At 66.2% G+C, this 13,704-nt stretch carries 13 protein-coding genes; 7 read left to right on the forward strand and 6 right to left on the reverse strand.

Going from position 1 to position 13,704, the window contains the following annotated elements; genetic code table 11:
- Positions 1 to 24: 24 nt before the first annotated feature.
- Entirely contained in the window at positions 25 to 774 is a 750-nt protein-coding gene (locus AC5Y30_RS19285) for an SDR family NAD(P)-dependent oxidoreductase (protein WP_499920285.1), read from the reverse strand.
- Between the two features lie 663 nt (positions 775 to 1,437).
- Entirely contained in the window at positions 1,438 to 2,196 is a 759-nt protein-coding gene (locus AC5Y30_RS19290; protein ID WP_499920287.1) for an SOS response-associated peptidase, read from the reverse strand.
- A gap of 69 nt (positions 2,197 to 2,265) precedes the next feature.
- On the opposite strand from AC5Y30_RS19290, the gene aroA reads away from it, so the two are divergent.
- Both aroA and rsgA read left to right on the forward strand, forming a co-directional pair.
- Positions 2,266 to 3,549, forward strand: a complete 1,284-nt coding sequence (aroA, locus tag AC5Y30_RS19295; RefSeq protein ID WP_499920289.1) for a 3-phosphoshikimate 1-carboxyvinyltransferase — start codon at positions 2,266 to 2,268, stop codon at positions 3,547 to 3,549.
- On the forward strand, positions 3,546 to 4,541 hold the full coding sequence (gene rsgA, locus AC5Y30_RS19300) for a ribosome small subunit-dependent GTPase A (RefSeq protein ID WP_499920291.1): 996 nt from the start codon (positions 3,546 to 3,548) through the stop codon (positions 4,539 to 4,541). Before aroA ends, rsgA begins: the two co-directional genes overlap by 4 nt.
- Here rsgA and AC5Y30_RS19305 read toward each other — a convergent pair.
- On the reverse strand, positions 4,525 to 5,001 hold the full coding sequence (locus tag AC5Y30_RS19305) for a winged helix-turn-helix transcriptional regulator (protein WP_499920293.1): 477 nt from the start codon (positions 4,999 to 5,001) through the stop codon (positions 4,525 to 4,527). The genes rsgA and AC5Y30_RS19305 overlap by 17 nt on opposite strands.
- A gap of 97 nt (positions 5,002 to 5,098) precedes the next feature.
- Here AC5Y30_RS19305 and AC5Y30_RS19310 point away from each other — a divergent pair, with 97 nt between their 5' ends.
- From AC5Y30_RS19310 to AC5Y30_RS19320, 3 genes are read left to right on the forward strand one after another with little or no spacing between them, the layout of a single operon-like run.
- Positions 5,099 to 6,271 carry a thiolase family protein gene (locus tag AC5Y30_RS19310; RefSeq protein ID WP_499920295.1) on the forward strand — a complete coding sequence of 391 codons (1,173 nt, stop codon included), beginning with the start codon at positions 5,099 to 5,101 and terminating at the stop codon, positions 6,269 to 6,271.
- An 8-nt stretch (positions 6,272 to 6,279) separates the two neighbouring features.
- Entirely contained in the window at positions 6,280 to 7,365 is a 1,086-nt protein-coding gene (locus tag AC5Y30_RS19315) for an NmrA family NAD(P)-binding protein (RefSeq protein ID WP_499920730.1), read from the forward strand.
- A 6-nt stretch (positions 7,366 to 7,371) separates the two neighbouring features.
- Positions 7,372 to 7,878 carry a DUF302 domain-containing protein gene (locus tag AC5Y30_RS19320; protein ID WP_499920297.1) on the forward strand — a complete coding sequence of 169 codons (507 nt, stop codon included), beginning with the start codon at positions 7,372 to 7,374 and terminating at the stop codon, positions 7,876 to 7,878.
- Between the two features lie 9 nt (positions 7,879 to 7,887).
- Here the strand turns inward: AC5Y30_RS19320 and AC5Y30_RS19325 are convergent, their stop codons facing one another.
- Positions 7,888 to 9,375: an FAD-dependent oxidoreductase gene (locus AC5Y30_RS19325; protein WP_499920298.1), complete on the reverse strand. Its 1,488-nt coding sequence runs from the start codon at positions 9,373 to 9,375 to the stop codon at positions 7,888 to 7,890.
- Positions 9,376 to 9,522: 147 nt separating this feature from the next.
- Between AC5Y30_RS19325 and AC5Y30_RS19330 the strand changes: the two genes are divergently transcribed.
- Positions 9,523 to 10,131 (forward strand): TetR family transcriptional regulator, encoded by a 609-nt coding sequence (locus AC5Y30_RS19330; protein ID WP_499920300.1) that lies wholly within the window; start codon positions 9,523 to 9,525, stop codon positions 10,129 to 10,131.
- The gene (locus AC5Y30_RS19335; RefSeq protein ID WP_499920301.1) at positions 10,128 to 10,952 is read left to right on the forward strand and encodes a hypothetical protein; all 825 of its coding nucleotides are present in this window, start codon (positions 10,128 to 10,130) and stop codon (positions 10,950 to 10,952) included. Before AC5Y30_RS19330 ends, AC5Y30_RS19335 begins: the two co-directional genes overlap by 4 nt.
- Before the next feature lie 108 nt (positions 10,953 to 11,060).
- Here the strand turns inward: AC5Y30_RS19335 and AC5Y30_RS19340 are convergent, their stop codons facing one another.
- On the reverse strand, positions 11,061 to 12,344 hold the full coding sequence (locus tag AC5Y30_RS19340) for a fatty acid desaturase family protein (protein WP_499920302.1): 1,284 nt from the start codon (positions 12,342 to 12,344) through the stop codon (positions 11,061 to 11,063).
- An 86-nt stretch (positions 12,345 to 12,430) separates the two neighbouring features.
- Entirely contained in the window at positions 12,431 to 13,582 is a 1,152-nt protein-coding gene (locus AC5Y30_RS19345) for a ferredoxin reductase (protein ID WP_499920732.1), read from the reverse strand.
- Positions 13,583 to 13,704 lie beyond the last annotated feature (122 nt).

Consider the following 13,704-nt stretch of genomic DNA (forward strand, 5'->3'; position numbering starts at 1 on the left):
CCACAGGTTGTGGTCGCTTTTGCGTTAGACCGTCAGGTATCCGCCGTCGACGGCGATGGTGCTGCCGGTGATATACGAGGCGGCGTCGGTACACAAGAATAGCGCCGCGCCAGCGCAGTCCCGGGGTGTACCCGGCCTGCCCAGCGGGGTGTGGAAGCCGATCTCGACGTCCATCACCTCGGGAATTCCCATGGCCGGTTTCGTGATTCGGGTGTCGATGAGCCCCGGCGCGATGGCGTTGACCCGGATCCCGTCGTCGGCCCACCGGCGGGACAGGTTCATAGTCAGTGCGATCAGGCCCATCTTCGCCGAGGCATAGCCGGGGACGAAGACCGCCGAGCGGAAAGCGGACATCGAGACCACGCTGACGACGCTCGCGCCGCCCAGCGCCTGGCTGGACTTGAGCCGTTCGTGACATCGCATCGTCAGCCGCATCGGACCGAGCATGTTCTGCGCGACCGACGCGACGTAGCCATCCGGGTCGTATTCGTCGCCGGCGGGATAGGGGCCACCCGCGTTGTTGATCAGGATATCCAGGTCCCCCAGCGAATCCGCCAGGGCGTCAACCGATTCGGCATCCTGAATCTGGCACTGCCGGTACGCGAACGCGCCCAGCTCCTTTCCGGGATAGTCCGCGGCCGACCCGCGGGTGCCGGTCACCGTGACGGTGGCCCCAGCGGCGGCGAAGCCGGTGGCGATGGCGTTCCCGATGCCGTTGGTGCCGCCGGTAACCAGCACCTGAGAGCCGGTGAAGTCGAAGTTGACGATGTTCATTCGGACGTCCTCAATTCGTTGATGGACTTATCGGGCCAGGCCATCCCAGCAATCTTCGGTGCGGCCAACAGCGCCTCGTGCGCGTCGGCGGCCGGCGGTGCATGGCCACCTTGATGTCCTCGTCGCGCGGCGAGTTGACCTCGCCCCAGTCCTCGGCAACCCCCTGGCTGACGGTGATCGCCGCGTCGGACCGGCTGTGTCGAAAAAAGCGTTGCGGCGCAATGGTCTTCGAAGCCCAGTAGGCAGTTGCAGATGATCTGCCCCCGCTCGTCGGTCGCGACCGCAAGGAGTGGGAGACGCCCGGCGAAATTCAGGCGCCGTCGCCCCGGGGCGCTTTCCGCGTCAGCCCGCGGCAGCCAAGCTGCGCTCGGCGTCGGCACGCGGTCCCCTAGGCCGCCGGGCGGTCGTGAGAGCGATTACTGGCGTTTCGACAACGGGAGCGCAGAAGTAGCACAGACCGGGTGCGAGTTCGGGAAAGCTGCACTCGGGGCAAAGCTCGGGGCAAAGCAGTGCACTCGTCATGAGATCGATGGTCAGGCCGACGGGTTCTCCCGCGCCACATCGGTGAGAAATAGGTATGTATGTGCCACAAAACCGTTGCTCAATCGAGTCATCACGAATCGGCGAACAACGCACCGATGACGACGTCGCGCTAAGGCAGCGCTAGAGAATTTTCATCTGTTCGGGCTGCGGCTCGGCCGGCTCGAGCAACTGCGGGCCGTTGTTGCGGACGTTGTTGACCAACGTCGACACCTCGCGCGTCCGAATGGCGCGCACATCGGGTGTGCGGGCCAGCAGGTTTTCATCGATCGCGGCGTCCGGGTCCAGCCACCGGTCCCAGTCGCGTTCGGGCATCACCAAGGGCATCCGATCGTGAATCTGCGCCAGTTCCCCCGGCGCATCGGTGGTGATGATGGTGCAGCTCAGCAGTGGTGCGGCGTCTTTGGCGGGTTTCCACACCGACCACAGACCCGCCATGAACAGCGGCTCGCCGTCTTCGGAGTACATGAAAAACGGCGTCTTGCGGGTCTTCTTCCCGGCGGCATCGTCCGAATTGACCCGCCATTCGTAGTAGCCATCCATCGGGATCAGGCAGCGCTTGGATTTGGCGCTGGTCCGGAAGGCGGGCGACGTGGTGACCTTGTCCGCGCGAGCGTTGATCAGCATCGGGCCCTTGGTGTCCGGCGCGCCGTCGGCACCGGCCTTGGCCCACGGCGGCACCAAGCCCCAGCGCATCAGCCGCACCCGCCGCGTCGGCTGGTCGTCGGGCTCGGAATGCCGGCTGACGACGGTCGCGATGGTCGAGGTCGGGGCCACGTTGTAGTTGGGCGCGGATGCGTCGGCGCCGGTCGCCTCGTCGATCGCCTTGATCTTCTCCGCCAGCAGGGCCGGATCGGTCGTTACCGCGAACCGTCCACACATACATTCCATAGTGGCAGAGCCACCGAATCCTATTGGTGGCAGAAACCGGCGACAGGCAATGATGGACCGATGAGTGCGTGGACGGCCCCCGTGGCATCGCAGCCCGTGCGGGCGACCGTGACCGTTCCGGGTTCGAAGTCGCAGACCAACCGGGCCCTGGTGCTCGCGGGGCTGGCGGCGGCCCTGGACCAAGGCACCCCGACCATCAGCGGGGCGCTGCGCAGCCGGGACACCGACCTGATGATCGGGGCGTTGCGCACGCTGGGGTTGCGTGTCGACGGAGACGGGACGGAGCTGACGGTTAGCGGTCGCGTCGATCCGGAGACGCCGGCGCAAGTCGATTGCGGCCTGGCCGGCACGGTGCTGCGGTTCGTGCCGCCGCTGGCGGCGCTGGCCGAGTCGGTGGTGGAGTTCGACGGCGACGAGCAGGCCCGGGCGCGGCCCATCGCGCCGCTGCTGGACGCGCTGCGCGGGCTCGGCGTCCGGATCGACGGCTCCGGCCTGCCGTTCCGGGTGCTGGGCGCCGGCTCGATCAGCGGCGGCACCGTGGAAATCGACGCCTCGGCCTCCTCGCAGTTCGTCTCGGGGTTGCTGTTGTGCGCGCCCTCGTTCACCGAGGGTCTGACCGTGCGACACACCGGTCCGGCACTGCCGTCGGCCCCGCACATCGCGATGACGGTGGTGATGTTGCGGCAGGCCGGCGTCGACGTCGACGATTCCGTTCCCAACAGCTGGACCGTTCGCCCCGGGCCGGTGGCGGCGCGGCACTGGCAGGTCGAGCCGGATCTGACGAACGCCGTACCGTTCCTTGCGGCGGCGGTGGTCAGCGGCGGTTCGGTGCGCATCACCGGCTGGCCGGCCGACAGCGTGCAGCCCGCCGACGACATTTTGTCCGTGTTAGGCAAGTTGAATACCGTTGTGAAGCAGACCGATTCGTCTCTGGAGGTGCGCGGTTCCGAGGAGTACGGCGGCTTCGACGTCGACCTGCGCGCCGTGGGCGAGCTGACACCCTCGGTGGCCGCCCTGGCGGCGCTGGCGACGCCCGGATCGGTATCCCGGCTCACCGGCATCGCTCACCTGCGAGGGCACGAGACCGACCGGCTCGCCGCGCTGAGCGCCGAGATCAACCGCCTCGGCGGCGATTGCGAGGAAACGTCCGACGGCCTGGTGATCACCGCGACGCCGCTGCGCGCCGGGACGTGGCACGCGTACGCCGACCACCGGATGGCGATGGCGGGCGCGATCGTCGGGCTGCGGGTGGACGGGGTCGAGGTGAGCGACATCGGCGCCACCAGCAAGACGTTGCCCGACTTTCCGCAGCTGTGGGCCCGGATGCTGGGGCACGGCATGTGAGGCCCGGCGACTACGACGAGTCCGACGTCAAGATCCGCTCCGGCCGGGGGTCGCGGCCGCGGACCAAGACCCGCCCCGAGCACGCCGACGCCGAAGCCGCGATGGTGGTCAGCGTCGACCGCGGCCGGTGGGGATGCGTGCTGGGCGGCGACGTCGATCGCCGGGTCACCGCCATGCGGGCCCGCGAACTGGGCCGCACCCCGATCGTCGTGGGCGACGACGTCGACGTGGTCGGCGACCTGTCCGGGCGGGCGGATACGCTGGCCCGCATCGTGCGCCGCGGCGAGCGCCGAACGGTGTTGCGGCGCACCGCCGATGACACCGATCCGACCGAACGGGTGGTGGTGGCCAACGCCGATCAGCTGCTCATCGTGGTGGCACTGGCCGACCCGCCGCCCCGCACCGGCCTGGTGGACCGGACGCTGATCGCCGCCTACGCCGGCGGCCTCACGCCGATCTTGTGCCTGACCAAGACCGACCTCGCCCCGCCCGAGCCGTTCGCGGAACAGTTCGTCGACCTGGACCTGACCGTGGTCGCCGCCGGCCGCGACGACCCCCTGCTGGCCGTCGCGGACCTGCTCGCGGGCAAGATCACCGTGCTGCTCGGGCATTCGGGCGTCGGCAAGTCCACCTTGGTCAACCGTCTCGTGCCCGCCGCGGACCGTGCCGTCGGCGACGTGACCGACATCGGCAGAGGACGGCACACCTCGACACAGTCGGTGGCGCTGCCGCTGACCGAGCCGCTGGGCACCACCGGCTGGGTGATCGACACGCCGGGCATCCGGTCCTTCGGGCTGGCACACATCCAGCCCGACGACGTCATGATGGCGTTTTCCGATTTGGCCGAGGCCATTGCGGATTGCCCGCGCGGCTGCGGGCACATGGGCCCGCCGGCCGACCCCGAGTGCGCCCTGGACACGTTGACCGGGCCCGCCGTGCGCCGGGTCGCCGCGGCGCGCCGGCTGCTGGCCGCGCTCAACCAGACTTCTTAGCCAGTCGCATGCCGAGCTCGTCTGGCGGCACCAGATGCCCTTCCGCACAACGGATTTCGACGCTCGCCTCGGCGCCGCAGTCCAGGTGGACCAGCCGCAGCCGGTTGCGGCCGGGCAGATGATGTCTCCCCCACTCGAACATCGCCCACACCACCGGCATGAATGCGATGCCGGAGTCGGTGAGCACGTACTCGTCGCGGCTGCGCTGCCCGGGCTCTCGATAGGGCTGGCGCCGTAGCAATCCCAGCTCGACCAGTTCGCTCAGCCGCGCCGAGGTGGCGGCCTTGGTGATGCCGACCCGGCGGGCGAAGTCGTCGAATCGGGTGGTGCCGTAGTAGGCCTCGCGCATGATCAGCATCGCGGACTTGGTTCCGACGACGGCCATCGTCTTCTCGATCGCGCACTCGCCCACCGCCGACCAGGCGTCGCGGTCGGCCAGCGGTCCTTGCAGCAGTGTCATCTAAATCACCTCCGCGGCTGGGTTGCTTTAAGCATACCGAGGTGTTTATCTGGGTACAGCAAGCTATACCTAGATGAACAAGACTCGAGGAGGAGTCATGAACCGCGACGCCGTCATCGTCGGAGCCGTCCGCACCCCCATCGGCAAGGGCAAGGCCAGTGGCGCGCTGCACGACGTGCTGCCGGCAGATCTGCTGGCACACAGCCTGCGCGAGCTGGTGGCGCGTACCGGCGTGGATCCGGCGCAAGTCGACGACGTCATCGCCGGCGCGGTCACTCAGGTCGGTGACCAGGCGGCCAACATCGCGCGTAATGCCCTGCTGGGCGCGGGGTTCCCGGAGTCGGTTCCCGGCGTTTCGATCGACCGGCAGTGCGGCAGCAGCCAGCAGGCCATCAGCTTCGCGGCCCAGGGCGTCATCGCTGGCGCCTACGACTTGGTCATCGCCGCCGGCGTGGAGTCGATGAGCCGTGTCCCGATGGGCACCCAGGTATTGCCGGGCAGCAACCCGATGGGCGAGGACATGACCCGGCGGTATCCCGACGGCCTGGTGCCGCAGGGCATCAGCGCCGAACTGATCGCCGCGAAGTGGAACTTCTCGCGCACCCAGCTCGACGAGTTCTCCGCCGGCAGCCACGAAAAGGCCGCCCGCGCCACCAAGGAGGGCCTGTTCGACAACGAGCTCATCCCGATCGCCGGGCTGGCCACCGACGAGATCATCCGCCCCGGCACCACGGTCGACACGCTGGCCGGGTTGCAGCCGGCATTCTACAGCGACGCGGCCAAAGCCCGTTTCCCGCAGATCAATTGGGAGATCACACCCGGCAATTCGTCGCCGCTGTCCGATGGCAGCGCCGCGGTGTTGATCACCAGCAGCGAGGTCGCCACGAAATTTGGACTACGCCCGCTGGCCCGGATCCACACCACCACCGTGGTGGGCTCCGACCCGCTGTACATGCTGACCGGCGTCATTCCGGCCACCGAGAAGGTGTTGTCGAAGGCGGGCCTGACGCTCGCCGACATCGACCTGTTCGAGGTGAACGAGGCGTTCGCGCCCGTCGTGCTGGCCTGGGCTCAGGACACCGGCGCCGACCTGACCAAGACCAATGTCAACGGCGGCGCGATCGCGATCGGTCATCCGTTGGGCGCCAGCGGCGCTCGCATCATGACCACGCTCGTCAACGCTTTGGAGCAACGCGGCGGCCGCTACGGCCTGCAGACAATGTGCGAGGGCGGCGGCATGGCCAACGCCACCATCATCGAGCGGTTGTGAGCGGACCGATGTCTCACACCACGTCGAACATCTTCGTCGTCGGCGGCACGGGAGCCCAGGGCATGCCCATCATCCGCGCGCTCGTCGCGGACGAGAAATACTCGGTTCGGTTTCTCACCCGCGACGCCGGCAGCCGGCGAGCCAAAGAACTGCTTGAACTCAAAAACGTGTCCGCCGTGGAGGGATCCTTCGCCGACGAAGCGATGCTGCGCGAGGGGTTCCACGGTTGCGACGGAGCCTTTGTCAACATCGACGGGTTCAACACCGGCGAGAAGAGCGAGACCTACTGGGCGTTCCGCAGTTACGAGATCGCCATCGAAGAAGGAGTCAAGTTCTTCGTGTACGGAAACCTCGACTACGGCCTGAAGAAGGCGGCATACGACTCCCGGTTCCGCACCGGTCATTACGACGGCAAAGGTCGCATCGGCGAGTGGATCCTGTTCCAAAATCAGGTGAATCGCGATCGGATGGGCGCGGCGCTGTTCACCTCGGGCCCCTACATCGAGATGGTGATCTCCCCGGGTACACCGATGACGCCCACCGTGGAGGACGACGTCCTGACGTGGCGTGTTCCACTCGGCGACGGGGCGGTGCCGCACGTGTCGCTCGAGGACTGCGGCTACTACGTGCGTTGGCTTTTCGACCATCCCGAGCGTGCGAACGGCATGGACCTCGAGGTCGCTGTCGACGATATCGCCTACGCCGATCTCGCCGCGGCGTTCGAGAAGGTCACCGGGCGTCCGGCGCGGTACGTCGACACCGACCTGGACACGTACTGGCGAAGCGGCCCGCTCAGCGTCATCGCCGACGCGCCCGCCGGGTACAACGCCGACCGGAAGGACAAGAGCACCATGACCGTACGCGACAACTTCACCGGCTTCTGGAATCTCTGGAAATACCGGGTGGTCAAACGGGACTATGCGCTGCTCGATGAGATCCACCCGAATCGGATCAGGAGTGCCGAGCAGTGGTTCAGGCGTCAAGATCAACTTGCACGCGACAACGGTGCGGGCGGCCTTTGGGAGCGGATCCAACCGGAGAATCGCACGCCGATACTCAAGATCGGCGAGGACCAGCGGCAAGGGAAGCTGTAGCCGACGATGTCCGCCCCCGATCCACGCGAAATACCCTTCGACGGCATTCGAGTGCGCTACGACAGCGACAAGAGCTACGACGAACTACGTGCTGCATTGCTCGCCGACATCGGCCAGCGGCCGGTGCCGATCAACGACATAGCGACGTCAGGCGACGACTGGAGCTCCTACCAGGAACGCGTCGAATCCTACGTCGGACCAAGCGGTTTCATGCTGTTCGGCCTATTCGACCACGGCGCCTGGATCACCAGGGCCGGAATCGAGCGCAAGGCTTTGCGGGTGATTCTGGGCAATCCGCTGATCGCCATCACCATGCTGCGCCACGACGTCACGGCCGGCTTGTTCGCCCCGGTCGAGGTGCTGTTACTCGACGAGGGCACCGGGAGCAGCCTGACTTACGTCAAGCCGTCGTCGCTGATGGTGGTGGAGCCCAACGCGGAATTGCACAGTGCTGCACAAAAACTCGACGAGAAGCTCGCGGCGTTGGCCACCAAGGTGACCAGCGGTTGCTGACGACCCCAATTACGTTGTGGCGCTTGGTGCATACTCCTGGCCCAGCGGACCGCAGCGGATGTCGAAACGCTGCCGCACCGTGTCGAGAACACGGCGCTGACGCTCGCGTTCCCGGCGGTGCGTGAGCAGGAACCGCGCCACGCTTGGCAGGCGGCGCGGCAGCGGGTACCACTTATCGAAATCGAGTCCGTTTTCGTCGAAAACGCTCCTGGGCACGTTGTCGTAGATCAGGCTGAGGTTGTGCTGGACGAGCGCGAAGAGCACGTACGGAAAAGCCAGCGGCGCCTTCTGCCTCAGGCTCATCCAGTCGACTTCGTAGAGCGGAACGTCATTGAGTTTGTCCAAGAACAGTAGGTGGCCCAGGAAATACCCGATGAACGCGGGCAGGTGCAGTATGGCCGAGCGCACGTTGATGGAAGCGACTGCACCACTGGGCGAAACGTATGGCTCGTAGGGATAGTCGTCGGGGAATTTGACGTATCCCGTGCAGTTGACGACCCAGCTGCCCGGTTCGATCGTCTTCGTCGATCCGCTGCGGAACACCAACTCGGTCGTGTCGTTGTGATCGACCGCATCCTCGAAATAGTCCATCAGGACATCGGTTAGCCCCGCGCAGATCGTGCGGTTCTCGGCCCGCGACAACACTCCCAGCACGAAGTTGTCCGCCTGCGGGGTTAAGAACGTGCCATGGGTGGCCCGGTACCAACCTTGGACGTCTGATTCATTGGTGCCGTCGTACCGGCTACTCAATTGTGTGCCGAGGTTGCTCGTAGGTGTGCCCTTCCACCACCGCCGGATGCCGCTCGGAAACAGACTGTCGCGGCAGGAGAAGAAGGTTCCCCGGCCGGCGACGAGGTTCACCTCGCGGCCGGGGTATGCGGTGATCAACGCATGCGCGGTGTCCATCGCGGTCTTTCCGCCGCCGACGATCCACACCGGCGCATCGCTTTCGCTGATGTCGCCCGACCGGACGTCGCAGTAGTCGGGCGACACCGAATGGACGCGCGTGCTGGAGATGCGCAGCGGCTCGTTCGGCGTGATTCCGAGGCCATAGGCTTTGATCAATCGCTTGGCCTCGACGACCAGCTTCCGGCCGTCGGCAGCGCTGGCGGTAACCCGGACGATTCCGTTCGCTTCTTCCTCCGACTCGAAGTCCCAGCCGAAGTATTCGTCCACCGGCACGCGTTCCCTGATCACGTCCACGCAGTGCCGAAAATGGTCGAGCACTTCGCCTTTGGTCGCCAAATAGGAGCGGTCCTTGCCGATGGTCCATTCGATGTTGCCCGCGGTGAACATCGGATGCGGTTGGTGCAGGCGCACATACGGGTACACATCGACCCACATGCCGCCGGCACGCGGGCGTCGATCGATCAGGATCACCTTGTTGTTGCGCGACAGGTATCGACTCGCGGCGAACAGAGCATTCAGCCCGGCGATGCCTGCTCCCACGATGCACACGTCGCAGGTTTCTACCGGTGAGGGCTGGGACGCGGACATCTGGCCACCTTTCCTTGCACCGATGACAAGTATGTGCCCGCGCCGCGGCGCGGCGACAGCGTAATCGACTACCCGAAAGCCGAGCGCCTATCCGCTTGACTGACACCCGTCATTGACGACCGTCAGCGAGTGGCGTACGGTGCATCCATGCAGTCACCACCGACGCCGCCCGCGACCGGATCGCCGGCCGGGGGCGTCCGCGAGGCGCGACGGCTGGAAACCCGCGCCCGCCTGTTCGACGCGGCGCTGGCCGAGATCTCGCGGCGCGGCGTGGCCGCCGCCGATGTCAGCGCGATCGTTGCCGAGGCCGGCGTGGCCCGGGGGACGTTCTATTTCCATTTCCCGACCAAGGAGCACGTCCTCACCGAGGTGGAGCGCCTCGAGGAGACCCGAATCATCAGTGAATTCGGCGACACCGGCGGTGATCTGGAGTCGGTGCTCTCCGAACTCGTGCCCCACGTGCTCAGTGCTGAAAGGCGCTTGGGCGAAGCCGTGTTTCGGGACATGCTCGGACTGCATTTCTCCTCTACCCGTCCCATCGAGGACGAGTTCGCGCAGCACCCGCTCGGACAATTTCTGGTGGGCGTCATAAGTCGGGCCCAGGACGCGGGACAGGTCGACTCCACCGCCGATGCAGCGGAACTCGCAACGTTCTTCCTCACCGGACTTTTCGCGCTGCTGGCCACCGGGGCCCACGACGCAACGCTGTTGCGCCACTACGTGTCAACGATTGTCAAAGGAATGGAGAAGCGATGAATCGCACGGGCATCGAGGGCTACCGAGACTTCTTGGCCAAGCGTGACGGCGAGGCCGATCTGCTCAACAGACGGCTTGCCAATCGCGAGGAGTTCTTCAACGGCCTGGAAGCCAACCCCATTCGGTCAGCCCACCCCGCGGACCGAACCACCTTCCTGCGCAACCTGCGACGCCGGCGCCCCGAACCCGGCCTCGACGAGAAGATGCTTTTCCTACTGGCGACCGCGAAGCTGAATCAGGCGGAGCGCTTCGGTGTGGGACTGGGAGAGACGTACGGGCGCAACAGCGACGAAAGCGTGCCGCCCGAGCGCGTCTACCTCGAGCTGGAGGAGCACTACCACACCCGGCTGTTGGCGTACGCCCTCGACGTCTTCGATCTGACCTTTCAGGCCGTCCCGCCGCCCTTCGTCATCCGCCAGTTCGTCAAAGCGAACGTATTCCTGCCCGAACGGCTCGGTTTCTTGTTCGTCGGAGCCGCGGAGATGGCGGGATGCATCCTGTTCGATGAGTTACGACGCGCCGGCATAAGGCTTTTCGCCGACGAACCGGTAGTCGCCGAACGGATCGAACTACTCTACAGCGAAATCCTCACCGACGAGATCGGCCACGTCGGCTACTGCGCATCACGCTGCACACCCGCCGAGCGGGCGATCATGCGCCGAATCTACCCGCTTATCGGAAGACTCTTCGCCCGTCAAACCGCGGAGATAAGCCTGCTGGTCGATCCAAAGGCGTTGCACGCACGGCTGGACCGCCCCTTCGATGTCGAGGAACTGACCGTCGGCCTGAACAACGAGACCTACCTCGTCACACACCCCTGACGGTCGCGCCGAGCGTGCATTGAGGGCGACAAATCGGCGAAATCTTCGCCCTGAGAACACGTTCGGCGCGCTGGGGTGCGCAGGCTCGGCCCGAAAGCCAACCGGCGGTCAGGCGGCCAGATCGTCGTCGGCACGGCGGGCCGCAGCCGCCTGCTTTCCACGCCGCCAACCACGCACCGCTGCGATCGCGGACTTCAGACCGCGGCGGCGGCCGGTCGCCGGATCGGTGCCGACGAAACCGGGCTCGAGCTCGGCGAACATCCGCTCACTGCGGGTCTCCGGAGCATTGTCGGCGTCGTCACGCAGGTAGGAGTTCGGCAGCGAGAGCTTGGCCAGCGTGCGCCACGTCTTGGCGTACTGGAACAGGAAAGAGCCTGTGGTGTAGGGCAAGTCGTACTTGTCGCAAACCTGACGCACCCGCACCGAGATCTCGTGCAGCCGGTTGCTCGGCAGGTCCGGGTACAGGTGGTGCTCGATCTGGTGGCACAGATTGCCGCTCATGAAACGCAGCGCCGGGCCGGCCTCGAAGTTGGCGCTGCCCAACATCTGACGCAGGTACCACTGCCCCTTCGTCTCGCCGATCATGTCGGTCTTGGTGAATTTCTCTGCGCCGTCGGGGAAATGGCCACAGAAGATCACCGCGTTGGCCCACACGTTGCGAATCACGTTGGCAAGCGCGTTGGCCTTCAACGTGGACATGTACGTGGCACCCGGCGACAACGACGTCAGCGCCGGGAACGCGACGTAGTCCTTGAGCACCTGGCGACCGGCCTTGGCCAAGAACTCGTCGACGCGTTGCCGGGCTTCGTCGTTGTCCATGCGCCGCTTGGCGATCTTGCCGAGCTCCACATGCTGCAGCCCGACTCCCCACTCGAAGAGCAGCGCGAGCATGGTGTTGTAGACCAGGTTGAAAACGTTGAAGCGCTTCCATTTCTGGTCGCGGGTGACGCGCAGCAGGCCGTAGCCGACGTCGTCGTCCATTCCCAGAATGTTGGTGTACTTGTGGTGCACGAAGTTGTGCGTGTAGCGCCAGTGCTTGGACGACCCGCTCATGTCCCACTCCCATGTCGAGGAGTGAATCTCGGGGTCGTTCATCCAGTCCCACTGGCCGTGCATGACGTTGTGGCCGATCTCCATGTTCTCGACGATCTTGGCCACGCCCAGGGTCACCGTCCCCGCCCACCAGGCCGAGCGCCGCGAGCCGGCGGCCAGCAGCAGCCGGCCGGTCACCTCCAGCGCGCGCTGGGCCGCGATGGTGCGGCGGATGTAGCGAGCGTCCCGCTCGCCGCGTGAGTCTTCCACGTCCTGGCGGATGGCATCGAGCTCAACGGCCAGGCTTTCGATGTCGGCGTCCGTCAGATGGGCGAATACGTCGACGTCTGTGATCGCCATCGTCGTCATCTCCCTGCGGTCGTTCGGTCGGTACTAGACCTACGCTATCGTAACCTACGAATGCGTAGGTTACCAATGAGTAGCATTTAAATGTCGAGGACGCAATCGCCCGAAGCCGCAGACACGCAGGTCTGCACCCTGGTCCCCGGGTCGTGCTGCTGGCCGGTCCGCAGATCACGGACGTGCCCCTCGGTCAGACTCACCACGCACGACTGGCAGATCCCCATCCGGCAGCCGAAGGGCATCTGCACACCCACGCCCTCGCCCGCGTCCATCAGCGACGTCGCCGCATCGGCAGTTACCGTGCGTCCGCTTTGGGCGAAGGTAACCGTTCCGCCGGCGCCGGCGGGTGCGGCCCTGGACACCGCGAACCGCTCGAGGTGCAGGCGCTCGCCGATGCCCGCCGCTGACCACACGCGCTCGGCCTCGGCGAGCATGCCTTCCGGCCCGCAGGCCCAGGTCTGCCGATCGCGCCAGTCCGGCACCTGCCGATCCAGCACGGACAGGTCGAGGCGACCCTGCGTGCGCGTCTCGCGCAGCTGCATCCGGTAACCGGGATGCTCGGCGGCCAGCGCGGCCAACTCGGCCCGGAACATGACGTCGGATTGGGTGGGTGCCGAGTGCACGTGAGCGATGTCACCAATCTGGTTGCGGCGCACCAGGGTCCGCAGCATCGACATCACCGGCGTGATCCCGGATCCGGCGGTGAGGAACAGGATCGACGCGGGCGCCGGATCGGGCAGCACGAAGTTGCCCTGCGGGGCGGCCAGCCGGACGATGGTGCCCGGCTCGACGCCGGCCACCAAGTGCGACGACAAGAACCCCTCCGGCATCGCCTTCACGGTGATGGTCACGGTGCGGGCCGAACCGGAGCCGGACCTGCCGGACGGAGCCGAGGTGAGCGAATACGACCGCCAGCGCCAGCGCCCGTCCATGAGCAGCCCGATGCCGATGTACTGGCCCGGCTGGTAGTCGAAGTTGAAGCCCCAGCCCGGCTTGATGACCAGGGTCGCGGAGTCTTCCGTCTCGCGGCGCACCTGCAGGACCCGGCCGCGCAGTTCGCGCGCCGACCAGAGCGGGTTGGCCAGATGCAGGTAGTCGTCGGGCAGCAGCGGCGTGGTGATGCGAGCGGCCAGCTTGCGCAGCGCGTGCCAGCCGGGGTGCCGGTCGGCGCCGGCGACAACAGGCCGCTTGGTGTCGACGACGTTGCCCGTGATCGAGGGGTTACGTCTGCCCAGGGGAAGCTCCTGCTCACGATGTGTCGTCTGACTTGCGCTCACATTGTGATCCATTCTGTGCGCCTCACGAAACCTACGGTACCGTAACCTACGGTGTCGTAGCTACCGCAGCGACGCGGATC

This window comes from Mycobacterium sp. NGS27, assembly GCF_059813005.1.

What these genes read in the sequence shown, in the direction of transcription:
- AC5Y30_RS19285 (WP_499920285.1), bottom strand. Translation starts at nt 774, where the DNA reads ATGAACATCGTCAACTTCGACTTCACCGGCTCTCAGGTGCTGGTTACC.
- AC5Y30_RS19290 (WP_499920287.1), bottom strand. Translation starts at nt 2,196, where the DNA reads ATGTGTGGACGGTTCGCGGTAACGACCGATCCGGCCCTGCTGGCGGAG.
- aroA (WP_499920289.1), top strand. Translation starts at nt 2,266, where the DNA reads ATGAGTGCGTGGACGGCCCCCGTGGCATCGCAGCCCGTGCGGGCGACC.
- AC5Y30_RS19305 (WP_499920293.1), bottom strand. Translation starts at nt 5,001, where the DNA reads ATGACACTGCTGCAAGGACCGCTGGCCGACCGCGACGCCTGGTCGGCG.
- AC5Y30_RS19310 (WP_499920295.1), top strand. Translation starts at nt 5,099, where the DNA reads ATGAACCGCGACGCCGTCATCGTCGGAGCCGTCCGCACCCCCATCGGC.
- AC5Y30_RS19315 (WP_499920730.1), top strand. Translation starts at nt 6,280, where the DNA reads ATGTCTCACACCACGTCGAACATCTTCGTCGTCGGCGGCACGGGAGCC.
- AC5Y30_RS19320 (WP_499920297.1), top strand. Translation starts at nt 7,372, where the DNA reads ATGTCCGCCCCCGATCCACGCGAAATACCCTTCGACGGCATTCGAGTG.
- AC5Y30_RS19325 (WP_499920298.1), bottom strand. Translation starts at nt 9,375, where the DNA reads ATGTCCGCGTCCCAGCCCTCACCGGTAGAAACCTGCGACGTGTGCATC.
- AC5Y30_RS19330 (WP_499920300.1), top strand. Translation starts at nt 9,523, where the DNA reads ATGCAGTCACCACCGACGCCGCCCGCGACCGGATCGCCGGCCGGGGGC.
- AC5Y30_RS19335 (WP_499920301.1), top strand. Translation starts at nt 10,128, where the DNA reads ATGAATCGCACGGGCATCGAGGGCTACCGAGACTTCTTGGCCAAGCGT.
- AC5Y30_RS19340 (WP_499920302.1), bottom strand. Translation starts at nt 12,344, where the DNA reads ATGGCGATCACAGACGTCGACGTATTCGCCCATCTGACGGACGCCGAC.